This window comes from Actinokineospora sp. NPDC051303, assembly GCF_055586285.1.
Window position 1 is genome coordinate 44899 of record NZ_JBVJIN010000008.1, and the last position, 22001, is coordinate 66899.

Annotated in this window: 18 protein-coding genes; 13 read left to right on the forward strand and 5 right to left on the reverse strand. The window is 70.5% G+C overall.

Annotated features, from left to right (window positions below):
* Positions 1-82: 82 nt before the first annotated feature.
* Complete coding sequence (locus ACZ6SD_RS08515; RefSeq protein WP_465316277.1) at positions 83-4657, reverse strand: ATP-dependent helicase; 4575 nt, start codon at positions 4655-4657, stop codon at positions 83-85.
* A 152-nt stretch (positions 4658-4809) separates the two neighbouring features.
* On the opposite strand from ACZ6SD_RS08515, the gene ACZ6SD_RS08520 reads away from it, so the two are divergent.
* The 6 genes from ACZ6SD_RS08520 (at position 4810) to ACZ6SD_RS08545 (ending at position 12322) form a co-directional block, all read left to right on the forward strand.
* Positions 4810-5457 (forward strand): ABC transporter permease, encoded by a 648-nt coding sequence (locus ACZ6SD_RS08520; protein ID WP_465316278.1) that lies wholly within the window; start codon positions 4810-4812, stop codon positions 5455-5457.
* Complete coding sequence (locus ACZ6SD_RS08525; protein WP_465316279.1) at positions 5450-6598, forward strand: ABC transporter ATP-binding protein; 1149 nt, start codon at positions 5450-5452, stop codon at positions 6596-6598. Before ACZ6SD_RS08520 ends, ACZ6SD_RS08525 begins: the two co-directional genes overlap by 8 nt.
* Positions 6595-7353: an ABC transporter permease gene (locus ACZ6SD_RS08530; protein WP_465316280.1), complete on the forward strand. Its 759-nt coding sequence runs from the start codon at positions 6595-6597 to the stop codon at positions 7351-7353. Before ACZ6SD_RS08525 ends, ACZ6SD_RS08530 begins: the two co-directional genes overlap by 4 nt.
* The gene (locus ACZ6SD_RS08535) at positions 7350-8321 is read left to right on the forward strand and encodes a glycine betaine ABC transporter substrate-binding protein (RefSeq protein WP_465316281.1); all 972 of its coding nucleotides are present in this window, start codon (positions 7350-7352) and stop codon (positions 8319-8321) included. Before ACZ6SD_RS08530 ends, ACZ6SD_RS08535 begins: the two co-directional genes overlap by 4 nt.
* A gap of 160 nt (positions 8322-8481) precedes the next feature.
* Complete coding sequence (locus tag ACZ6SD_RS08540) at positions 8482-10425, forward strand: Hsp70 family protein (protein WP_465316282.1); 1944 nt, start codon at positions 8482-8484, stop codon at positions 10423-10425.
* A 76-nt stretch (positions 10426-10501) separates the two neighbouring features.
* The gene (locus ACZ6SD_RS08545; protein ID WP_465316283.1) at positions 10502-12322 is read left to right on the forward strand and encodes an Hsp70 family protein; all 1821 of its coding nucleotides are present in this window, start codon (positions 10502-10504) and stop codon (positions 12320-12322) included.
* A gap of 19 nt (positions 12323-12341) precedes the next feature.
* Here ACZ6SD_RS08545 and ACZ6SD_RS08550 read toward each other — a convergent pair whose 3' ends face one another.
* Entirely contained in the window at positions 12342-12509 is a 168-nt protein-coding gene (locus ACZ6SD_RS08550; RefSeq protein ID WP_465316284.1) for a hypothetical protein, read from the reverse strand.
* Here ACZ6SD_RS08550 and ACZ6SD_RS08555 point away from each other — a divergent pair.
* The 7 genes from ACZ6SD_RS08555 (at position 12502) to ACZ6SD_RS08585 (ending at position 19269) form a co-directional block, all read left to right on the forward strand.
* On the forward strand, positions 12502-12696 hold the full coding sequence (locus ACZ6SD_RS08555; protein ID WP_465316285.1) for a DUF3046 domain-containing protein: 195 nt from the start codon (positions 12502-12504) through the stop codon (positions 12694-12696). The two genes, ACZ6SD_RS08550 and ACZ6SD_RS08555, sit on opposite strands and share 8 nt — an antisense overlap.
* A gap of 181 nt (positions 12697-12877) precedes the next feature.
* A complete protein-coding gene (gene recA, locus ACZ6SD_RS08560) occupies positions 12878-13918 on the forward strand; it encodes a recombinase RecA (RefSeq protein WP_465316286.1) in 1041 nt (346 codons plus the stop codon).
* The gene (locus ACZ6SD_RS08565; protein ID WP_465316287.1) at positions 13918-14514 is read left to right on the forward strand and encodes a regulatory protein RecX; all 597 of its coding nucleotides are present in this window, start codon (positions 13918-13920) and stop codon (positions 14512-14514) included. Before recA ends, ACZ6SD_RS08565 begins: the two co-directional genes overlap by 1 nt.
* A gap of 960 nt (positions 14515-15474) precedes the next feature.
* On the forward strand, positions 15475-15756 hold the full coding sequence (locus tag ACZ6SD_RS08570) for a hypothetical protein (RefSeq protein WP_465316288.1): 282 nt from the start codon (positions 15475-15477) through the stop codon (positions 15754-15756).
* A gap of 33 nt (positions 15757-15789) precedes the next feature.
* Positions 15790-16572 carry a hypothetical protein gene (locus ACZ6SD_RS08575; RefSeq protein WP_465316289.1) on the forward strand — a complete coding sequence of 261 codons (783 nt, stop codon included), beginning with the start codon at positions 15790-15792 and terminating at the stop codon, positions 16570-16572.
* Between the two features lie 29 nt (positions 16573-16601).
* Positions 16602-18512, forward strand: a complete 1911-nt coding sequence (locus tag ACZ6SD_RS08580; protein ID WP_465316290.1) for a fumarate reductase/succinate dehydrogenase flavoprotein subunit — start codon at positions 16602-16604, stop codon at positions 18510-18512.
* 1 nt (position 18513) lies between these two features.
* Positions 18514-19269, forward strand: coding sequence for a succinate dehydrogenase/fumarate reductase iron-sulfur subunit (locus ACZ6SD_RS08585; RefSeq protein ID WP_465316291.1), 756 nt, complete (start codon positions 18514-18516; stop codon positions 19267-19269).
* Positions 19270-19334: 65 nt separating this feature from the next.
* Here the strand turns inward: ACZ6SD_RS08585 and ACZ6SD_RS08590 are convergent, their stop codons facing one another.
* From ACZ6SD_RS08590 to ACZ6SD_RS08600, 3 genes are all read right to left on the reverse strand, one after another.
* Positions 19335-20228 (reverse strand): amino acid ABC transporter permease, encoded by an 894-nt coding sequence (locus tag ACZ6SD_RS08590; protein WP_465316292.1) that lies wholly within the window; start codon positions 20226-20228, stop codon positions 19335-19337.
* Between the two features lie 144 nt (positions 20229-20372).
* Complete coding sequence (locus tag ACZ6SD_RS08595) at positions 20373-21023, reverse strand: amino acid ABC transporter permease (protein WP_465316293.1); 651 nt, start codon at positions 21021-21023, stop codon at positions 20373-20375.
* 72 nt (positions 21024-21095) lie between these two features.
* Complete coding sequence (locus ACZ6SD_RS08600; protein WP_465316294.1) at positions 21096-21977, reverse strand: glutamate ABC transporter substrate-binding protein; 882 nt, start codon at positions 21975-21977, stop codon at positions 21096-21098.
* Positions 21978-22001: the final 24 nt, after the last annotated feature.

Below are 22001 nucleotides of genomic sequence, written 5' to 3' on the forward strand. Positions count from 1 at the left end.
GGCGGTGGCCGCTTTCGCTGCCGCACGACGTGGTGCGGCCAGACGTGGCAGTCTCACCGGCACATTGTCCATAATGGAGTGATTAGGCTCGTAGTCGTAGTCCTTTCGGTGTGGCGCGGAATCCGGCGTCGCGAAGAACGTCGGCGAGGGTTGAGGTCAGGGCTATCTCGCCGTCGGCTTTCTGCACGGACAACCCGCTCAGTCTGCCGTCGCGCACGGCTCGCGACAGCGCCTCGGCGGCCGAGCGCAGCACCTTGTCGTCGTCGGTGAACGACAGCAGGGTTCGCCCGCCCCGCTCGACGTACAGCGCGGGCACACCGTCGACCAGGACCGCCAGGGCGCCCGCCTTCCGCCCGGGGCGGTGCTTTCCCTCACCCACGGGCTCCGGCCAGTCCAGCGCCGCGCCGTAGGGCTGCGCCGGGTCGGCGGCGGCGAGCACCACGCCGGGTAAGTCCACAGTGGACATGTCTGGACTGTCCGAACGAGACAGCGCTCGCATCCGGTCGACGGCTCCCCGCGCGGCGAACTGGGACGCGCCGAGCCCTTCGACCACATACCCGCGGATAAGCTGCCCGGACTCCTCCATGGCCCGCAGCACCTTGTAGATCCCGCTGAACCCGCCCGTGACCCGCTCGGTGTCCAGCGCGCCCCGGGTCAGGACCCCGTGCCGCTCAAGGAAAGCCTCCGCCCGGGCGTGCGCCCGCCGGGTGAGGTCTTCCTCGCGCGGCACGACCAGCGACCACCGCCCGCCCACGGTCGGCGGCCCGGTGCGGCTCGGCATCGTGGGTCTGGCCGTCCGCAGCCGGGCGTAGCGACCGCGTGGCGCCGTTCGACGGGGCTTGTGCGCGGCTCCCTTCCCGGACACCAGGGCCCGCAGCGGCGCGATCGTGTCGTTGGTGACCAGCCCGCCCCACACCAGATCCCACAGCGCCGCGATCACATCCGGGTCGCTGGGCGATTCGGCCCCGCCGTCAAGCAGCACCGCGCCCGCGCGGTCGGCGACCTGCCGGAAGAACAGCGCCCCACCGTCCAACGCGGACAGCACGGCGCCGTGCAGCGGTGTGTCCGGCACGGCCTCCTCGACGTCCGGCAGCAGCAGATCCGCCACGTCCGACGGCGCCAGCGCGACCCAGCCGTCGCCGCCCGCCAGCGCGCCGGTGCCGCACCAGGTCACCTCGCCCGCCGCGGTCAGCTCATCGAGCAGCGCGGGCGAGTACCCCGGCAACCGCGACGGCAGCACCAACGACTCCAGCGCGCTCGCGGGCAGCGGCGCCCCCGCCAACTGCTCCACCACCGACAGCACGTCGTCGGCCGTCGGCGCCGTGCGCAACCGCCGCCCGATCCCGTGCCACGTCGGGAGAAAACGCCCCAACGCGGCGGGCTCGACCGGCTCGACCTCGGCCCGCAGCCGAGCCAGCGAGGTACGCCGCAGCCGCCGCAGCACTTCGGCGTCGCAGTACTCGGTGTGCGTGCCGCCTGGCCGCAACTCGCCGCGCACCAGCCGCCCGGTCCCGGCCAGCCGTTCGAGCACGCCCGTCACCACCGACACCCCCAACCCGAACCGCTTCGCCGCATCGACCGCGGGGAACGGCCCATGGGTGCGGGCATATCGCGCCAAGAGGTCGCCCACCGGGTCCGCCACTGGCTCGGTGAACGCTTCCGGCACCCCGACTGGCAGCGCCGTGCCCAACGCGTCGCGCACGCGCCCGGCGTCCTCGATCGCGATGTACCGCTCGTCGCCCGCGATCCGCACCCGCAGCGCCCGCCGCGCGGACTCCAGTTCCGCCAGCCACTCCGGCCGGACGCCACGCGCAGCGGCTTCCTCGGCGGACAGGTCGCCCAGGAAGCGCAACAGGTCGGCGGCGTCCTCGGCGTGCCGGGCGTGCCGCCGCGGATCAAGCCGTTGCAGCGACCGCTCGACCTCGTCAAGGACATCGGTGTCGAGCAGCTCGCGGATGGCCTCCGACCCCAGCAGTTCGGCGAGCAACGCGCTGTCCAGCGACAGCGCCGCCGCCCGCCGCTCGGCCAGCGGAACGTCGACCCCGTAAAGGAACATCCCGACGTAGCCGAACAGCAGGCTCCGCGCGAACGGTGACGCGGCGGGCGTCTCCACCTCGACCATCCGCACCCGCCGCGCCCGCACGTCCGACATCAGCTCACGCAGCCCCGCCACGTCGTAGACGTCCTGCAGGCACTCCCGCATCGCTTCCAGCACGACCGGGAACCGCTCGTACTTCGACGCCACCGACAGCAGTTGCGCCGACCGCTGCCGCTGCTGCCACAGCGGAGTCCGCCGCCGGGGATCGCGCCGGGGCAGCAGCAGCGACCGCGCGGCGCACTCGCGGAAGCGGGACGCGAACAGCGCCGACCCGCCCACTTCGGCGACGATGATCTGCTCCACCTCGTCCGGGTCGAGCAGCACGTCTTCTGCCCCGGCCACGACTTCCTGCCCGGCGTCGTCCACCGCGTCCGGCAGCCGGACGACGATCCCGTCGTCGGAGTGCGCGATCTGCGCGTCGACCCCGCGCCGCTCCCGCAGCCGGGCCCCGATCGCCAACGCCCAGGGCGCGTTCACCTGCGCGCCGAACGGCGAGTGCACCACCAGCCGCCAGTCGCCCAACTCGTCACGGAACCGCTCGACCACGATCGTGCGGTCGTCGGGCACGTGCCGGGTCGCTTCGCGTTGCTCGGCCAGGTAGGTCAGCAGATTGTCGCTCGCCCACTGGTCCAACCCGGCCCGCGCCGTCCGTTCGCGCGCGGCCACCGCGTCCACACTGGACAGTTCGCGCAGGAACTTGCCCAGTGCCCGGCCGAGTTCGAGCGGCCGCCCCGGCGCGTCGCCCTTCCAGAACGGCATCCGGGCAGGCTCACCCGGCGCGGGCGTGACGATCACCCGGTCGTGGGTGATGTCCTGCACGCGCCACGACGACGTGCCGAGCAGGAACGTGTCGCCGACCCGGGACTCGTAGACCATTTCCTCGTCCAGCTCGCCGACCCGTGACCCAGACCCCCGTTCGTCGGGCGGGGTCATCACGGTGAATAGCCCGCGGTCGGGAATCGTGCCGCCCGAGGTGACCGCCAGTCGCTGCGCTCCCGGCCGACCGCGGAGTTCGCCGCTTATTCGATCCCAGGTGATCCGCGGCCGCAGTTCGCCGAACTCCTCGCTGGGATACCGCCCGGCGAGCATGTCCAGCACCGAGTGCAGCGCGGAGTCCGGCAGCGACGCGTACGGGGCCGCCCGCCGCACCACCGCCGCCAACTCCTCGACCGTCCACGGTTCCAGCGCCACCATCGCCACGATGTGCTGGGCCAGCACGTCCAGCGGGTTGCGCGGATACCGCACCGCCTCGATCGCGCCCTGGGCCATCCGCTCGGCGACCACCGCGCAGGAGACGAGGTCGCCGCGGAACTTCGGGAACATCACCCCGCGTGAGACCGCGCCGACCTGGTGCCCGGCCCGGCCGACGCGTTGCAGCCCGGAGGCCACCGTCGGCGGCGCCTCGATCTGCACCACCAAGTCGACCGCGCCCATGTCGATGCCCAGTTCCAACGAGGACGTGGCCACCACACACGGCAGCCGACCGGATTTCAGGTCTTCCTCGACCAGCGTCCGCTGCTCGCGCGACATGGACCCGTGGTGCGCCCGCGCCACCACCGGCTCGGCCCCGGCGGCCAGCCCGGACTGCCCGATCGCCTCGGCGGGAAAGCGCGCGAGGACTTGGGCTTCCTCGCTCGCCAGCTCGTTGAGCCGCGAGGTCATCCGCTCGGCCAGCCGCCGTGAGTTGGCGAACACGATCGTGGACCGGTGCTCGCGCACCAGGTCCAGCACGCGCCGCTCCACCATCGGCCAGATCGACGGACGCATGGGCGCCTCCGGCGAATCCGGGTCGATCGGCTCGGCCGGGGCCTCGGTCAGGCTCGCCATGTCCTCGACCGGGACCTCGACGCGCACCTCCACCGTCTTGCCGATCTTCGGCTGCACCAGGGTCACCGGCCGACCGCCGCCGAGGAACGCGCTCACTTCTTCCACCGGCCGCACGGTCGCCGAGAGCCCGATGCGCTGCGCGGGCCGCTCCAGCACCGCGTCCAACCGCTCCAGCGACAGCGCCAGGTGCGACCCGCGCTTCACGGCCGCCACCGCGTGTACCTCGTCCACGATCACCGTCTCGACACCGCGCAGCGACTCGCGGGCTGCCGAAGTCAGCAGCAGGAACAACGACTCCGGGGTGGTGACCAGGACGTCCGGCGGGGTCCTGGCGAACGAGCGCCGCTCGTCGGCCGGGGTGTCGCCGGTGCGCATGCCCACCGTGATGCTCGGCTCGGGCAGGTCGAGCCGGTGGGCGGCTTGCCGGATGCCCGCCAGCGGGGCCCGCAGGTTGCGCTGGACGTCCACCGCGAGCGCCTTGAGCGGTGAGACATAGAGCACACGGCAGCGCCGCTTCGGATCGGCGGGCACGCCCTCCTTGGCCAACCGGTCGAGCGCCCAGAGGAACGCAGCGAGCGTCTTGCCCGAACCGGTGGGCGCGACTACGAGGGCGTGCTCGCCCGCCGCCGCGGCCCGCCACGCGCCTGCCTGGGCGCTGGTGGGCTCGGCGAACGCCCCGGCGAACCACTGCCTGGTTGCCGGGGTGAACAGGTCGAGCACGTCGGTGGACATACGGCCATGGTGGCCCACCCCGCCGACATTCGCCGGAAGTTATCCACAGGGCAAAAGTTATCCACAGGCGCGAGCGAGGTGGGTGGACGAGTGGCCTCCGTGTCCGTTTGACTACGAAAGGTCGCGGTCGATGAGAGAGGGGAGGCGGCCGGATGAGTCTGTGGGAGTTCATCGCGCAGCGCTGGGATCGGCTGCTGCCCGAAGCGGCCCTGCACGCCAGCGCGGTGATCCAGTGCACGCTCATCGCCGCGGTGGCGGGCGTGGCGCTGGGGGTCGCGGTCTATCGGAGCCCAGCCGGGTCCGCGCTGGCGACGGCGCTGACCAGCGCGATCCTGACCGTCCCGTCGTTCGCCCTGCTGGGCCTGCTGATTCCGGTGCTCGGGCTGGGCGTGCCGCCGACCGTCGTGGCGCTGGTGCTCTACGCGCTGCTTCCGATCGTGCGCAACACGATCGTCGGCCTCGCCGGGGTCGACCCCGCGATCACCGACGCGGCACGGGGAATCGGGATGAACCGGCTGCGGGTGCTGACCAGAGTGGAGCTTCGGCTGGCCTGGCCCGCGATCCTGGCGGGCATCCGGGTCAGCACGCAGATGCTGATGGGCATCGCGGCCATCGCGGCGTACGCGAAGGGGCCGGGCCTCGGCACGGAGATCTTCTCCGGACTGGCGCGCGCGGGCAGCGCCAACGCGACCAACCAGGCGCTCGCGGGGACGATCGGCATCGTGGTGCTCGCGCTCGTCGTGGACGGCCTCTACGTCCTCGTCGCCCGACTCACCGTCTCAAGGGGGATTCGTGACTGAGCACATCGGAGTCGAGATCCGGCTCGACCACGTCACCAAGCGCTATCCCGGCCAGGACGCCCCGGCGGTGGACGAGGTCAGCATGACCCTGCCCGCGGGGCAAATCACGGTCTTGGTCGGACCGTCCGGCTGCGGCAAGACGACGACCATGAAGATGATCAACCGGTTGATCGAGCCGTCTTCCGGGACCATCACCATGGGCGGCGAGGACGTGCTCTCGATGGACCCGGACAAGCTGCGCAGGCGCATCGGGTACGCGATCCAGCAGGCCGGTTTGTTCCCGCACCTGACCGTCGCGCAGAACATCGGCGTCGTGCCCGGCCTGCTCGGTTGGGACAAGAGCCGCGTCGCCGACCGCGTGCGGGAGATGCTGGACCTCGTCGGACTCGACGCCGACTTCGCGACCCGCTTTCCGCGCAGTCTTTCCGGCGGGCAGCAGCAGCGGGTCGGGGTGGCGCGCGCGCTCGCCGCCGATCCGCCGGTGCTGCTGATGGACGAGCCCTTCGGCGCGGTTGACCCGATCACCCGGGGCAACCTGCAGGACGAGTTGCTCAACCTCCAGTCCGAACTGGGCAAGACGATCGTGTTCGTCACCCACGACTTCGACGAGGCGGTCAAACTCGGCGACCGGATCGCCGTGCTCGGGCCGCGTTCGCGGGTGTTGCAGTACGACACACCCGAGGCGATCCTGGCCAATCCCGCCGACGACACGGTGGCGGGATTCGTCGGCGCGGGCGCCTCGCTCAAGCAGCTCACCCTGTTGCGGGTGCGCGATGTCGAGTTCGACCGGGACAGCGCGGTGACCGCGACCGCGGAGGATTCGGTCGCCGAGCTGCGCGGGCGGATGACGGCTCGGGGCGCCCAGTGGGCGCTGGTGCTCGACCGGCGCAACCGGCCGTCGCGGTGGGTGCACGCGCGCGATCTCGCCACCGCCGCTTCTCTTACCGCTGTCGGAAAGCCGGTAGGCGACTCGGTGTCCCTGAAGAGCACCTTGCAGGACGCGCTGGAGGCGATCCTGACCGAGGGCGGCAACGCGGCGGTCACCGGTTCGCGCGGCGAATACCTGGGCACGATCGGCCTGGAGACGGTGACCACGGTGATCGCGCGGCTGCGGGACGAGCACGCGGAGGTCGAGTCGTGACCGCCGCGGTGCGGGCCGGGGCGGGCCGGGCGGAGCGGCTGCGCCTGGTCGGGCAGCCGGTCGCCGTGCTGCTGCTCGTCGGCGGCGTGCTGCTGTGGGCGGCCACGCGCGATCTCGACTCCATCGAGAAGGTCAACCTGGCACCCGCGAAGATCGTCCGCGACACCTGGGACCACCTGGTGATCTCGGTCGTGGTGACTGCGCTGGTAGTCGTGGTGGCTGTGCCGCTGGGTATCGCGGTCACCCGGCGGTGGGCGCGGTGGGCGGCGCCGATCGTGCTCGGCGTGGCCACGATCGGGCAAGCCGCGCCCTCCGTGGGCGTTCTGGTGTTGTTCTTCCTGTGGACGGAATGGGAAGGGCTGTGGGCGGCGGTGCTGCCGATCGCGCTGTACTCGCTGCTTCCCGTGCTGCGCAACACTGTCGTCGGCATCCGCGGTGTCGATCCGGCCCTTGTCGAGGCGGGCCGGGGCATCGGGATGTCGGCGGGAGCGGTGCTGCGGCGGATCGAGTTGCCGCTCGCCGTGCCGCTCATCCTCGCGGGCCTGCGGACATCGCTGGTGCTCGCGGTCGGCACGGCCACGCTGGCCGCGTTCGTCAACGGCGGCGGGCTCGGCCTGCTGATCGACACCGGCTACAAGCTCAACCGGTCCACCGTCCTGATCACCGGCGCGGTCCTCGCGGTGGGCTTGGCCCTGCTGGTCGACTGGCTCGGCGCGCTCGCCGAACGCCGTCTCGGACCGAAGGGACTGCGATGAAAGGGGTGCGGACCCGGCTCGCCGCCCTGGCCGCCGTGTGCGGTCTGCTCGCGGGATGCGGGCTGGACAGCAGCATCGCGCTGCCGCTGGACGTCCTGCCCGGATCGATCGCGGCCCGGCCCGACCTGACCGACGTGCGGATCGTGGTGGGGTCGAAGGACTTCACCGAGCAGATCGTCCTGGGGCACATCACCGAGTTCGCTCTCGCCGCCGCGGGAGCGGACGTGGTCGACCTGACCAACATCCAGGGCTCCAACAGCGCCCGCCAGGCGCTGCTGACCGGCGACATCGACGTGCAGTGGGAGTACACCGGCACGGCCTGGGTCAGCTATCTCGGCCAGACCAAGCCGATCCCCGACGAGCGCCTGCAATTCGAGGCGGTCCGCGACCTCGACCGCGCCAACGGCCTGGAGTGGCTGGACTTCGCCGCGTTGAACAACACCTACGCGTTCGGGATGCGCCGCGAAGTCGCCGAGCGACTGGGCATCACCACGATCTCGCAGCTCGCCGAAGCGGTCACCCGGGACCCGGCGCTGGGAGTGTTCTGTGTGGAGACCGAGTTCGTCAGCCGCGACGACGGCTTTCCCGGAGTGCAGCAGGCGTACGGGTTCCGCGCCGCGCCCGCCAACATGAAAATCTTCGGCGCGGGCGCGATTTACCAGGCGCTGGCGAACGGGGCGTGCACCTTCGGTGAGATCACGTCCACGGACGGTCGCACGCTCGCGCTGGACCTGACCGTGCTGGCGGACGACCGCAAGTTTTTCCCGCAGTACAACGCGGCTCCGGTAGTGCGCACCGATTTCCTCGCCGCGCACCCCGGTGTGCGCGACGTGCTCGCGCCGCTCGCCGAGCGCCTGGACAACGGCACCATGCAGCGGCTGAGCGCCCAAGTGGACGTTTACGGCGCCGACCCGGTCGAGGTCGCGCGGGACTGGCTTGTCCAGGAGGGATTCATCAGACTGCCCTGATCTGCGACGATCGCCGCGCCCGGGAAACCGGCGCGGCGTGGTGACCTCGGCCATGCGCGGATCTGGGAGACCGGGCCCACCGCGCGTGCCGCGCATGGGAACATCTGGCACAGCAACCTGGGGGTCAAGCGCGTTCCGGGTCGGGGATGAGGGGAGAGCAGTGAACGTCCTGTCGGTCGATCTCGGCACGTCCAACACGGTCGCCGTGCTGTCCGCGCACGGCCGCCCGCCTCGGGTGGTGGACGTCGACGGATCGTCGATGATGCCGTCGGCGGTGTTCGCGGGGGAGGACGGCAACCTGGTCGTCGGCCGCGACGCCGAGCGGCGCGCCCGCCTGGACCCCGCCCGGTTCGAGCCCAATCCCAAGCGCCGCGTCGACGAGGGCACCCTGCTGCTCGGCGACACCGTTGTCCCGGTCACCGACGCCCTCGCGGGCGTGCTGCGCCGCGTCGCCGACGAGACCTCGCGCCAGCTCGGCAACAAGAAGCCGGACGAGGTGCGCCTCACCCACCCCGCCCAGTGGGGGCCGGTTCGCCGCAACGTGCTGCTCTCGGCCGCCCGGCAGGCGGGCATGGGCTCCAACCTGGTGCTCGTGCCCGAGCCGGTCGCCGCCGCCGCGCACTTCGCGTCCTTCCCCGGGCAGACCCTGGCCTCCGGCCAGGCGCTCGCCGTCTACGACCTGGGCGCGGGCACCTTCGACGTCGCGATCGTCGGGGCCACCCAGAAGGGCTTCGTGGTCCTGGCCGAGGCGGGCCTGCCCGACCTCGGCGGCCTCGACGTCGACCAGGCGCTGCTCGAACACGTCGGCCGCCAGATCTCGCACCGCGACCCGGCGGGCTGGCAGCGGCTGCTGCGCCCGGAGTCCACCGGCGACCGCCGCGCCCAGCGCGCGCTCCGCGAGGACGTCAAGGCGTCCAAGGAAGCCCTCTCCCGGCACCCGCAGACCGAGGTCCCCCTGCCGGAGCCGTTTGACGACGTCCTGGTCACCCGGGTCGAGCTGGAGGCGCTGATCCGCCCCGGCATGCTGCGCAGCGTCGAGCTGCTGGCCGCCACGATCCGCTCCACCGGCATGACCCCGGACCGGCTGGTGGGCATCTACCTGGTCGGCGGCTCCAGCCGGATCCCGCTGGTGGCGACGCTGATCGCCGAGCAGCTGCGGGTCGTGCCGACGAGCCTGGACCAGCCCGAGACCGCGGTCGCCCTGGGCGCGCACCACGTGCCGCAAGAGGGCATCACCATGCGCACGGGCGACATGAGCAGCACCATCGACGCCGTCCAGCGCACCCGCGCCATGGTGCCGCCCCGCACCGGCGGCTTCGCCCCGCAGGGCCCGCAGTCCGGGGCGATCCCGGCCCAGCAGGGTCCCCCCGGTCCGCCGTCCGGCGCGATCCCCGCGCAGCAGCAGTACCCCGCGGGCGGCCCCCAGCGGCAGGCGCCGGGCCCGCCGTCCCGGCCGACCCCCGCGCAGGCCGGTCCGCCGTCGGGCCCCACGCCCGCGCAGCGGCTGCCGCAGTTCCCGAACCAGGGTCCCGCCGCCCAGCCCCGGTCCACCTCGAACAAGGCCTGGTACATCGCCACCGCCGTGGTCGCCGTGCTGGTGATCGGCATCGTCAGCGTCATCATCGCCACCTCCGGCGACTCCGCCGCCGTGGCCGACTGCGACGGGCAGACTCCCGACCAGCAGGGCATGACGCAGTGCATGCGCGACATCGCGGGCGTGGTGGCCCAGGAGGGCGAGTGCAAGAAGGGCGCGAGCGTCGGTGGCTTCGACACCCCGTCCCTGCCTGGCATCCAGGCGTCCACCTGCACGAGCAAGGACGACTGGACCGTCATCTACTACCAGGTGGGCGCGGCCGACCAGGTTCCGCAGTTCATGGACGCGCTGACCTCCACCGTGAAGGAGCAGGAAAAGGCCACCTGGACCGGGGGAAGCCTCAGTGGCGAGTACCGACTGCTGGACATCGGCGGTGTCGGCCTGCTCGCCTTCAGCGTGGACGACAGCCCGCTCATCGGCTTCATGGTCAAGTTCGGCGGCTCCAACGCGGGCACGGACGAAGCCAAGAGCTACTTCGAGGACTACGTGAAGCCGAAGGCGACGTCCTGAGGACCGCGCTCACCACCCCCGTCGTCGGCGCGCGGCCCCGCGCGTGACCGCCATCAGCGGATAGGAAGATAAGGCGATGCGCGTCCTGTCGGTCGATCTCGGCACGTCCAACACCGTCGCGGTCCTGTCCGCCCACGGGCGCCCGCCCCGGGTCATCGAGGTCGACGGGTCCGCCACGATGCCCTCGGCGGTGTTCGCGGGCGAGGACGGCAAGCTCGTCGTCGGCCGGGACGCCGAGCGGCGGGCACGGCTGGACCCGTCGCGGTTCGAGCCGAATCCGAAGCGGCGGGTCGACGACGGCACGCTGCTGCTCGGCGACGCGGTCGTCCCGGTCACTGAAGCGTTTGCCGCGGTTTTGCGCCGGGTGGTCGAAGAGACCTCCCGCCAACTCAGCGGCTCTATGCCTGACGAGATCCGTCTTACCCACCCCGCCCAGTGGGGTCCTGTTCGCCGGAATGTCCTGCTGTCCGCGGCTCGGCTAGCGGGCATGAGCTCGAACCTGGTGCTCGTGCCCGAGCCGGTCGCCGCCGCCGCGCACTTCGCCTCGCTCGGCCACCCGCTCGGGCCCGGCCAGGCGCTCGCCGTCTACGACCTGGGCGCGGGCACCTTCGACGTCGCGATCGTCGCGGCCACCCAGGCCGGGTTCGCCGTGCTCGCCGAGGACGGCCTGCACGACCTCGGCGGCATGGACGTCGACCAGGCCCTGCTTGAGCACGTCGGCCGCTCGGTCTCGCACCGCGACCCGGCGGGCTGGCAGCGGCTGCTGCGCCCGGAGTCCACCGGCGACCGGCGGGCGCGCCGCGCGTTGCAGGAGGACGTGAAGGCCGCCAAGGAAGCGCTGTCGCGGCACCCGCAGACCGAGGTGCCGATGCCGGAGCCGTTTGACGACGTCCTGGTCACCCGCGCCGAGTTGGAGGCGCTGATCCGGCCGAGCATGCTGCGCAGCGTCGAACTGCTCGCGAGCACCATCCGGGCGACCGGCACGACCCCGGACCGGCTGGTGGGCATCTACCTGGTCGGTGGTTCGAGCCGGATTCCGCTGGTGGCGACGTTGATCGCGGAGCAGTTGCGGGTCGTGCCGATCAGCCTGGACCAGCCCGAGACCGCCGTCGCCCTCGGCGCGCACCAGGTGACCCAAGAGGGCATCAGCCTGCGCACGGCCACCGTCGCCTCGGCCCCCAACCAGGCTCAGGCCAGCGGCGGCGTCCCCAACCAGGCTCCGCCTACCGGCGGTTTCCCGAGCCAGGCTCCGCCCACCGGTGGTTTCCCCACCCCGCCGCCGGGCTTTTCGCCGTATCAGCAGCCCAGGCAGCAGCAACCGGCGCCGCAGACCAACTTCCCGACGCCGCCGCGCCCGGAGCAGGCGGCCAAGCCCGCACGGTCGAAGGCGCCGCTCGTGGTCGCCGCGATCGTGGTCGTGGCCCTGGCGGCGGTCGGCGGGTTCTTCCTGATCAAACCGGGCGACGATCTGCCGACGGCCGCCGACTGCCGGACCGAGGGAGCCAAGGACGGCCAGGGTTTCACCGCGTGCCTGCGCCAGCTCGCTGGCGACGTCGCGGACGGCCAGTGCGCGCCCGGCGACGGCCCGGCCGACGTCACCTGCTCGCTGCCGGAGTCCTACCGCGTCGACTACGCCCAGGTCGGCTCGCAGGACGAGGCCCGGGAGATCCTCGAAGCCGAGCTGGGCGCGATGACCGAAGGCGACCACGTCCTCGCCGACTGGCGGGGCAACGGGCTCGACGGCTCTTACCGGGCGGGCGTTAACGGCGACAGCGGCGTGCTGGTCTTCACGGTCAAGGACCGGCCGCTGGTCGGCTGGCTCTCGCGGACCCGCGACGGGGTCAGCCCCGACGCGCTGGCGGACTTCTTCGCCGCGAACGTCCAGCCGGGGACCTGAGCCAACCGGGGGGCCTGAGTCAGCGCTTCCGGTTCCGCAGCGCTCGCAGGCCGACGACGATCGCGGCGACGCAGGCCCCGATCGCGCCGATCGTCAGCCAGAGGTCTTCCGCGGGGGTGGGCGGGTCGATCGCGAGCAGCAGCACACCGTGATTCTGCCTGTCCGTAGACTCGGCGTCGATGCGCATCACCGCTTTCCGAGCCCTGCTCGCCGAGGAGTTCGGCGCCTCCCGCGCCGACACCATCGCCCGTGACCACGTCTTCGCCGCTCTGGGCGGCCGCACTGTCGACCAAGCGCTTGAGGCGGGCCTGCCCACGAAAGAGATCTGGCAGGCCGTCTGCGAGGCGTTCGAGATCCCGGCCGAGCGCCGCTGACCGCCGCCCCGACACGCCAGCGGGCCAGTATCCCAGATCGAACAGATGTTCGCTATTGTTCATCCCCAATGGCTCCGTTCATCCACAGACCGGCGGCGCCTACTGAGAATCGTCGGCCCTTGCCCGTAGCGTCGGCCCCGTGAGCACGAAGCAGACTAAAGTCAACCGAGGTGGATCGAAGATGGCACCAGCACCCGACCGGGACAAGGCGCTCGAACTCGCCCTGGCCCAGATCGACAAGAACTTCGGCAAAGGCTCGGTGATGCGGCTCGGCGACGAGGGCCGAGCCCCCATCGCCGTCATCCCCACCGGTGCGATCGCCCTCGATGTCGCGCTCGGCATCGGCGGCCTGCCGCGCGGGCGAGTGATCGAGATCTACGGCCCGGAGTCCTCCGGTAAGACGACCGTCGCCCTGCACGCCGTGGCCAACGCGCAGCGCGCGGGCGGGATCGCCGCGTTCATCGACGCGGAGCACGCGCTCGACCCCGACTACGCCAAGAACCTCGGGGTCGACACCGACGCCCTGCTGGTCTCCCAGCCGGACACCGGCGAGCAGGCGCTGGAGATCGCGGACATGCTGGTCCGCTCCGGCGCGCTGGACATCCTGGTCATCGACTCGGTGGCGGCGCTCGTGCCGCGCGCGGAGATCGAGGGCGAGATGGGCGACAGCCACGTCGGCCTCCAGGCCCGGCTGATGAGCCAGGCGCTGCGCAAGATGACCGGCGCGATGAGCAACTCGGGCACCACCGCGATCTTCATCAACCAGCTCCGCGAGAAGATCGGCGTGATGTTCGGCAGCCCGGAGACGACGACCGGCGGCAAGGCGCTGAAGTTCTACGCCTCGGTCCGCCTCGACGTCCGCCGCATCGAGACCCTCAAGGACGGCGGCGAGCCGGTCGGCAACCGCACCCGGGTCAAGGTCGTGAAGAACAAGGTCGCGCCGCCGTTCAAGCAGGCCGAGTTCGACATCCTCTACGGCAAGGGCATCAGCCGCGAGGGCTCGCTGATCGACATGGGCGTCGAGCAGGGCATCCTGCGCAAGTCCGGGGCCTGGTACACCTACGAGGGCGACCAGTTGGGCCAGGGCAAGGAGAACGCCCGCAAGTTCCTGCTGGAGAACCCGGACGTCGCCAACGAGATCGAGAAGCGGATCAAGGACAAGCTCGGCATCGGAGCCAAGCTCGACGCCGACGAGACCGCTCCGGCTCCCGTCGAGTTCTAATGTCCGACCGCAGGTACGCACGCAGAACCCGGGGGTCGGGCGACGATGCCGACTCGTCCCCCGGGGGATCGCCCGCGGCCCGCGCCGTCGACCCCGACGACCCGGCGGCCAAGGCCCGCGACATCTGCTACCGGCTGCTCGCCGCCCGCGACCGGACCCGGTTGGAGCTGGAGCAGGCTTTGCGCCGCAAGGAGATCCCCGACGACGTCGCCCAGTCGGTCCTCGCGAAGTTCGACAAGGCGGGGCTGGTCGATGACGAGGCGTTCGCCGAGACCTGGGTCCGGTCCCGGCACACCCACCGCGGCCTCGGCCGCCGCGCCATCGCCATGGAGTTACGCCGCAAGGGCGTGGACGACGCCGTCGTGGCCGAGGCCGTCGCGGCGGTCGACGCCGACGCCGAGGCCGACCGCGCCGCCGAGTTGGTCCGGGCCAAGCTCGGCGGCCTGCGCGGGGTGGACGACCAGGTGAAGATCCGCCGCTTGGTCGCCATGCTCGCCCGCCGCGGCTACTCGGAAGGTTTGGCCTTCCGCGTCGTCCGCACCGAACTGGCCGCGGCGGGGGCTGATACCGCCACCCTGGACGCCCTCCCCGACTGACCAGCCCGCACACGGGAGCGGGCGGTGCTGCCGGGGCGGTCGGCACGAGCGGCCGGCCGTGCCTCGTGGGAGGGCGAGGGGGCTGAAACCTGCGCAGGGCTCTGGAAGCCGGGTGCGGAAGCAGGGGGCCGAGCACGGACCCCGGGCTGGGCAGTGTGGCCCACCTACGCCCGGAAGAGGCTTGAGGACCGGGTGCCCGTCCGTGACGGTCGCGGCTGGCGGGCGGCGGTTCCGCCTGCGCTCGGGGAGTGGTTCGAGGACGCTCCGAGCCTCGTTGCGGGTCTGCCCGGCGCGCCCACACATCGCGCGGCGTTGAACGGAGGCAGCGCCATGGCCCCGGTCAGCGCCGCGTCGATGGTCTGCTGGAGGGCCGGGGCGCAGAAGCCCGCCGGGTCCCCGGCTCGGTCCGCGCGCGGCCGAACCGGGGGCAGGTGAGGGGCGGTCCAGTTCGCTGCCGAGAGTCGTGTTGGCGCGGCGGAACGGCGAGGCGCCCAGCGGAGTGCTTCCGCGCTGGGGCGGCGCGGGCGGCAGGCGACCGCCCAGGGCATCCGCTTGACCGCGCCCGGGCCTCACTTGATCGGTACCGGAGGGCGGTGGCGCCCGTTCCTGGCCGTCCGCCCCGGACTGAAGTGCCCCTCATTTTTGGTCGTCGCGTCACCCGGCATAGCGCGCTCCGCGACCGGTCGCAGTGGTGAGTGTCACAGTAGATCGAACACCGCTGTAATTGTTGCGGCGCAAGGGTTTTAACCAGATCCGATGTGCATGGACGCGGATCTTGTGTGGGTGAGATCACACGCCTTGGTGCTGATCTGTAGTGGGTCGATCACCCAGTGACGTACCACTTGTGGTACTTGTCACATCTGCCGTTGCAGGGCACAGTCGGCGACGAGCGGCGTCCGGTCCTTCACGAAGGCGTACGGACACGGCGCGGCGAACGGACCGGTGTAACGGAGGTGCGAGATGTCGGGTACGGAGATCAGCGAGCTGCGGCGGACCATCGGCCAGTTGCGGCACTGCGTCGGCGCGCTGCGCGCGCGGTATGGCGACATTCCGGCGGTGCGCAGGCTCGACAACGACATCGAACGGATCGACATCGACGCGGGGGACTTCTCCGCAGCCTCGGCCGCGCCGGTGCCGCGCGGGCCGAGGGAGTCCGAGGTCGTGGTCATTCCGGACACCCCGTACGACCCGGCGCTCTGGCAGGGGGCCGACGACGAGGGAGTCGGCGGCTACCAGCGTTAGCAGGCTCACCCACTTCTCAACGACGAGGACACGATGACCTCAGGTGTCAGCGCCCCCGACCGGGCCAAGATCGCCGCGCGCACCCTGCGGACCGACCGGTGGTGGCTCCCGCCCCTGCTCACCAACCTCGGGTTACTGGCCTTCGTGGTCTACGCGACCATCCGGTCGTTCATGGGGAAGTGGTACTGGGTCGCCGAGTACGGCTACCTGACGCCGTTCTACTCACCGTGTCTGAGTGACTCGTGCCTGCCGGGATCCAGCCACTTCGGCACTCCGCTGCCGGAGCTGCCGGGCTGGATCCCGCTGGGCTTCGTCGCCCTGCCGTTCCTGCTCGGCTTCCGCCTGACCTGCTACTACTACCGCAAGGCCTACTACCGCTCGGTCTGGCAGTCGCCGCCCGCGTGCGCGGTGGCCGAGCCGCACGGCAGCTACTCGGGAGAGACCCGGCTGCCGCTGATCGTGCAGAACGCGCACCGCTACTTCTTCTACGTCGCGCTGGTCGTCTCGGTGGTCAACACCTACGACGCGGTCGTGGCCTTCACCCACGGGCTCGGCCTGGGCAACCTCATCCTGCTCGGCAATGTGATCCTGCTCTGGGCCTACACGCTGTCCTGCCACTCGTGCAGGCACATCGCGGGCGGGCGGCTCAAGCACTTCTCCCAGCACCCGGTGCGCTACCGCGCCTGGACGCTGATCTCCAAGCTGAACGTCCGCCACATGCAGCTCGCCTGGACGACGCTGGGCACCCTGGTGCTCACCGACCTCTACGTGATGCTCGTCGCCAGCGACGCCATTTCCGACCTGCGGTTCTTCTAGACCGCCAGCCCTGAGAGCGAGAGGAAGAAATGACCGAGGTCGAGCGCCACTCCTACGACGTGGTGGTCATCGGAGCGGGCGGCGCGGGGCTGCGCGCGGTGATCGAGGCGCGCCAGCGCGGGCTGCGGGTAGCGGTGGTGTGCAAGTCGCTGTTCGGCAAGGCGCACACCGTGATGGCCGAGGGCGGGTGCGCCGCGTCGATGGGCAACGCCAACGCCAATGACAACTGGCAGGTCCACTTCCGCGACACCATGCGCGGCGGGAAGTTCCTCAACAACTGGCGCATGGCCGAGTTGCACGCCAAGGAGGCCCCGGACCGGGTCTGGGAGCTGGAGACCTACGGCGCGCTGTTCGACCGCACCGCCGACGGCCGGATCAGCCAGCGCAACTTCGGCGGCCACACCTACCCGCGCCTCGCGCACGTCGGCGACCGCACCGGGCTGGAACTGATCCGCACCATGCAGCAGAAGATCGTCTCGTTGCAGCAGGAGGACTTCGCCGAGACCGGCGACTACGAGGCGCGGATCAAGGTCTTCGCCGAGTGCGCGGTCACCGAGCTGATCAAGGACGGCGACCGGATCGCGGGCGCGTTCGGGTACTGGCGCGAGTCGGGCCGGTTCGTGCTGTTCGAGACCCCGGCCGTCGTCCTGGCGACCGGGGGCATCGGCAAGTCGTTCAAGGTGACCTCGAACTCGTGGGAGTACACCGGCGACGGGCACGCGCTGGCGCTGCGCGCGGGCGCGACGCTGATCAACATGGAGTTCGTCCAGTTCCACCCGACCGGCATGGTCTGGCCGCCCAGCGTGAAGGGAATCCTGGTCACCGAGGGCGTGCGGGGCGACGGCGGGGTGCTGAAGAACTCCGACGGCAAACGGTTCATGTTCGAGTACATCCCCGAGGTGTTCAAGGGCCAGTACGCCGACGGCGAGCAGGAAGCCGACCGCTGGTACGCCGACCAGGAGAACAATCGCCGCACGCCCGACCTGCTGCCCCGCGACGAGGTGGCGCGGGCGATCAACTCCGAGGTGAAGGCGGGTCGGGGGTCGCCGCACGGCGGGGTGTTCCTCGACATCGCGAGCAGGCTGCCCGCCGAGGAGATCCGCAGGCGGCTGCCGTCGATGTACCACCAGTTCAAGGAACTGGCCGACGTCGACATCACGGCCGAGCCGATGGAGGTCGGCCCGACCTGCCACTACGTCATGGGCGGCGTCGAGGTCGACCCGGACACCGCCTCGTCGGTCGTGCCCGGGTTGTTCGCCGCGGGCGAATGCTCGGGCGGGATGCACGGGTCGAACCGGCTCGGCGGCAACTCCCTGTCCGATCTGCTGGTCTTCGGCAGGCGGGCCGGGCTGGGCGCGGCGTCCTATGTGGAGTCCCTGTCGAGCAGGCCGACGGTCGACCAGTCCGCTGTGGACGCCGCGGCGGCGATGGCGCTGGCGCCGTTCGACCCCGCTGTCGGCGGCGTGGAGGAAAACCCGTACACGCTGCAGAACGAGTTGCAGCAGACCATGAACGACCTGGTCGGCATCATCCGCAAGGCCGACGAGGTGGAGCGGGCGCTGGAGACCCTCGCGCGGATCAAGGCGCGCATCCCCAATGTCGCCGTCGAAGGCCATCGCCAGTTCAATCCGGGCTGGCACCTGGCGATCGACCTGCGCAACATGGTGCTGGTCAGTGAATGCGTCGCCAAGGCGGCGCTGACCAGGACCGAGAGCCGCGGCGGCCACACCCGCGACGACTACCCGCAGATGGATTCCCAGTGGCGCAACACGTTGCTGGTGTGTTCGGCCACCGGCGAGCAGGTGGTGCCGGACGTGCTGATCGAGCGCAAGGAGCAGGAGCCAATGCGGCCGGACCTGCTGGAGCTGTTCGAGCTGCCCGAGTTGGCGAAGTACTACACCGACGGCGAACTTGCCGCGCACCCGGGAAGGACGGCCTGAGGTGGCCTACAAGGCGAAGTTCAAGGTCTGGCGCGGCGACGCGGAAGCCGGGGATTTGCAGGACTTCCTGGTCGAGGTGAACGAGGGCGAGGTCGTCCTTGACATCATCCACCGCCTCCAGGCCACCGAGGCGCCCGACTTGGCGGTCCGCTGGAACTGCAAGGCGGGCAAGTGCGGCTCGTGCTCCGCGGAGATCAACGGCAAGCCGAGGCTGCTGTGTATGACTCGGATGTCGACGTTTACCGAGGACGAGGTAGTCACGGTCACCCCGATGCGGACCTTCCCGGTAATCCGCGATCTGGTGACCGACGTGTCTTTCAACTACACCAAGGCGCGGGAGATCCCGTCGTTCACGCCGCCGCCCGGACTCGCCCCCGGCGAGTACCGGATGCAGCAGGTCGACGTGGAGCGCTCGCAGGAGTTCCGCAAGTGCATCGAGTGCTTCCTGTGCCAGAACACCTGCCATGTGGTGCGCGACCACGAGGACAACAAGGAAGCCTTCGCGGGCCCGCGCTACCTGATGCGGGTCGCGGAGTTGGAGATGCACCCGCTGGACGTGGCCGACCGGGTGCCCGCCGCCCAGGACGAGCACGGCTTGGGCTACTGCAACATCACCAAGTGCTGCACGGAGGTGTGCCCGGAGCACATCAAGATCACCGACAACGCGCTCATCCCGATGAAGGAACGCGTCGCCGACCGCAAATATGACCCGATCGTGTGGTTGGGCTCGAAGCTGTTCAAGCGCTCGAAAGCTTGACCCCGAAGATGACGGTGGCCGGTCCTCGCGAGGACCGGCCACCGTCATCTTCGGGGAAAACGGAGTCAGCCGCCGCCGGTTCCGGCGGTGGTGACGTCGTTGGCGGGCAGGGTCGCGGCCTCGCCGTCGACCACCGCGACCTTCTTGCCCTGGCTGAGCCTGCGCTCGACGTAGATCGCGAGCCTGCTGAGCGCGTAGTTGATCAGGATGAAGATGAGGGCGATGATCAGGTAGACCTGGATCGGGTTGTCCAGGTTCTGGATGATGATCGCGGCGGTCCGCACGGTTTCCTCGTAGCTGATGACGAAGCCCAGCGAGGTGTCCTTGAGGACCACGACCAACTGGCTGATCAGCGCGGGCAGCATCGCTCGGAACGCCTGGGGCAGCAGCACCAGCGCCAGCACCTGCGAGCGCCGCATGCCCAGCGACTCGGCCGCCTCGCGCTGGCCCCTGGGCAGCGAGTTCACGCCCGCGCGCACGATCTCGGCGATGATCACCGAGTTGTACGCGGTGAGGCCGATGACCAGGAACCACAGCACCGGCAGGTTCACGCCCAACTGAGGGAGCACCCGGGCCGCGAAGAAGATCATGATGACCACGGGGATGCCGCGGAACAGCTCGATGAACCCGACTATCAGCCACCGGTAGGACTTGCCCGCGGTGATCCGGATGACGGCCAGCAGCGTGCCGATGACCAACGAGAACGCCACCGCCAGCCCCGCCGCGACCAGGGTGTTGGCCAGCGCGTTGCCGAGCAGCGTCCACACCTGCTGGAACTGCTCGTCGGCGGGATTGATCAGCGGCGACCACTTGTCTTCCGCGAACTGGTCTTGCCGGTCCAGCCGCAGACCCACCAGGACGAGCACGGCGAGGACGAGGACTCCGGCGAACAGGCTGCTGATCAGCACCCGGCGCTTGCTGCGCGGCCCGGGAGCGTCGTAGAGGACGGACGTGGTCATCGAGCCACCTCACAAGATCGGTGGCTCCGCTTGCCCACGCACTGAGACAGTGATTCGCTCGCAAGCTCGCTCATCGAGCCACCTCACAAGATCGGTGGCTCCGCTTGCCCACACACTGAGACAGTGATTCGCTCCCAGGCTCGCTCATCGCGCGATCGCCACCTTCCGCTCCAGCCAGCCGAGCAGCAGCCCGCCCGGAATCGTGATCACCAGGTAGCCGAGCATCACGCCGATCAGCACCGGCAGCGCCGCCTCGCCCCGCGCCGAGCTGAGCGTGTCGCCGACCGCGAACAGGTCGCCGCCGACGCCGAAGGCGCCCGCGATGGCCGAGTTCTTGATCATGGCGATGATCACGCTGCCGAGCGGTGGGACGACGGTGCGCAGCGCTTGGGGGAGCACCACGGTGGACAGCGACTGGCCGAAGGTCAGCCCGACCGCGCGGGCGGCCTCCGCCTGACCCGGGGGCACCGAGTTGATGCCACTGCGAACAGCCTCACACACGAACGCCGAGGTGTAGAGCACCAAGCCCGTGATTCCGAACCAGAGATACGACCCGTTGATCCCGATCTCGGGCAACCCGAAGGCGCAGAAGAACAGCACCACCGTCAGCGGGCAGTTGCGGAACACGTTCACCCAGGAGGTGCCGATCCAGCGCAGCGGCGGGACCGGCGACACCCGGAAGCCCGCGATGACGGTGCCCAGGATGAGCGACCCGACCGCGGCGAGCGCGCAGATCCGCAGGGTTTGCAGGAATCCGTCGCGGTACAGCGAGAAGTTGTCGAAGATGACGTCCACGTGGTCTCCGAGCCCGGTTAGAGCGTGGGGCGCCTGCCGACTCGGCAAGCGCCCCAGGCTTGGATCACTCGATCAGCTGCAAGCGGCCGCTGTGGGAAGGGCCGGGGTGTCCTTCGCGACCTTGCCCGCGGTGTCCTTCCACGCCTTCTCGTAACTGCCGTCGGCGGCCGCGTCCTTGAGCGTCTGGTTGATGAACTCGCAGAACTTGACGTCGCCCTTCTTCACGCCGATGCCGTAGGGCTCCTTGGTGAAGGGCTTGCCGACCAGCTTGAACGCGCCCTTGGAGTCGTCGATCAGGCCGAGCAGGATCACGTTGTCGGTGGTGACGGCCTGCACCTGGCCGGTGCGCAGCGCGTCGGCGCACTTGGAGTACACGTCGAACAGGACCAGGTTGGTCGGGTCGACGTACTCCTTGATCTTCTCGGCGGGCGTGGAGCCGGTGACCGAGCAGACCTTGGCGTTAGCCGCCTTGAGCGCCTCCGGGCCGGTGATGGCCGAGTCGTCGCTCTTGACCATCAGGTCCTGGCCCGCCTCGTAGTACGGGCCCGCGAAGGAGATGCGCTCCTTGCGCTTGTCGTTGATCGTGTAGGTGGCGACGACGAAGTCGACCCTGCCCTGTTCGATGTACTCCTCGCGGAACTTCGACGGGGCTTCCTCCCACGTGATCTTGTCGGCGGGGATGCCCAGCTTCGCCGCGATGAGCTTCGCGATCTCGACGTCGAACCCGACCGGCTTGTTGTCCAGGCCCTTGAGGCCGAACAGCGGCTGGTCGAACTTGGTGCCGATCTTGACCGTGCCCGCGTCCTTGAGCTTGGCCATCGTCGTGCCTGCCTCGAAGTTCGCCTGGGTGTTGACCGGCGGGTTGCCCGCACCAGTGCTCGACTCACCGCACGCGGCCATCGAAAGGGCGAGCGCGGCGGTCACGGCGCCGACCATGAGGCCCCGGAGTCGCATGTGTGCTCCTTCATGTCGTCGGCT

Excerpts from the sequence above, each read along its gene's own strand:
- ACZ6SD_RS08515 (WP_465316277.1), bottom strand. The coding sequence starts at position 4,657 with ATGTCCACCGACGTGCTCGACCTGTTCACCCCGGCAACCAGGCAGTGG.
- ACZ6SD_RS08520 (WP_465316278.1), top strand. The coding sequence starts at position 4,810 with ATGAGTCTGTGGGAGTTCATCGCGCAGCGCTGGGATCGGCTGCTGCCC.
- ACZ6SD_RS08535 (WP_465316281.1), top strand. The coding sequence starts at position 7,350 with ATGAAAGGGGTGCGGACCCGGCTCGCCGCCCTGGCCGCCGTGTGCGGT.
- ACZ6SD_RS08545 (WP_465316283.1), top strand. The coding sequence starts at position 10,502 with ATGCGCGTCCTGTCGGTCGATCTCGGCACGTCCAACACCGTCGCGGTC.
- ACZ6SD_RS08555 (WP_465316285.1), top strand. The coding sequence starts at position 12,502 with ATGCGCATCACCGCTTTCCGAGCCCTGCTCGCCGAGGAGTTCGGCGCC.
- ACZ6SD_RS08550 (WP_465316284.1), bottom strand. The coding sequence starts at position 12,509 with ATGCGCATCGACGCCGAGTCTACGGACAGGCAGAATCACGGTGTGCTG.
- recA (WP_465316286.1), top strand. The coding sequence starts at position 12,878 with ATGGCACCAGCACCCGACCGGGACAAGGCGCTCGAACTCGCCCTGGCC.
- ACZ6SD_RS08565 (WP_465316287.1), top strand. The coding sequence starts at position 13,918 with ATGTCCGACCGCAGGTACGCACGCAGAACCCGGGGGTCGGGCGACGAT.
- ACZ6SD_RS08570 (WP_465316288.1), top strand. The coding sequence starts at position 15,475 with ATGTCGGGTACGGAGATCAGCGAGCTGCGGCGGACCATCGGCCAGTTG.
- ACZ6SD_RS08575 (WP_465316289.1), top strand. The coding sequence starts at position 15,790 with ATGACCTCAGGTGTCAGCGCCCCCGACCGGGCCAAGATCGCCGCGCGC.
- ACZ6SD_RS08580 (WP_465316290.1), top strand. The coding sequence starts at position 16,602 with ATGACCGAGGTCGAGCGCCACTCCTACGACGTGGTGGTCATCGGAGCG.
- ACZ6SD_RS08590 (WP_465316292.1), bottom strand. The coding sequence starts at position 20,228 with ATGACCACGTCCGTCCTCTACGACGCTCCCGGGCCGCGCAGCAAGCGC.
- ACZ6SD_RS08600 (WP_465316294.1), bottom strand. The coding sequence starts at position 21,977 with ATGCGACTCCGGGGCCTCATGGTCGGCGCCGTGACCGCCGCGCTCGCC.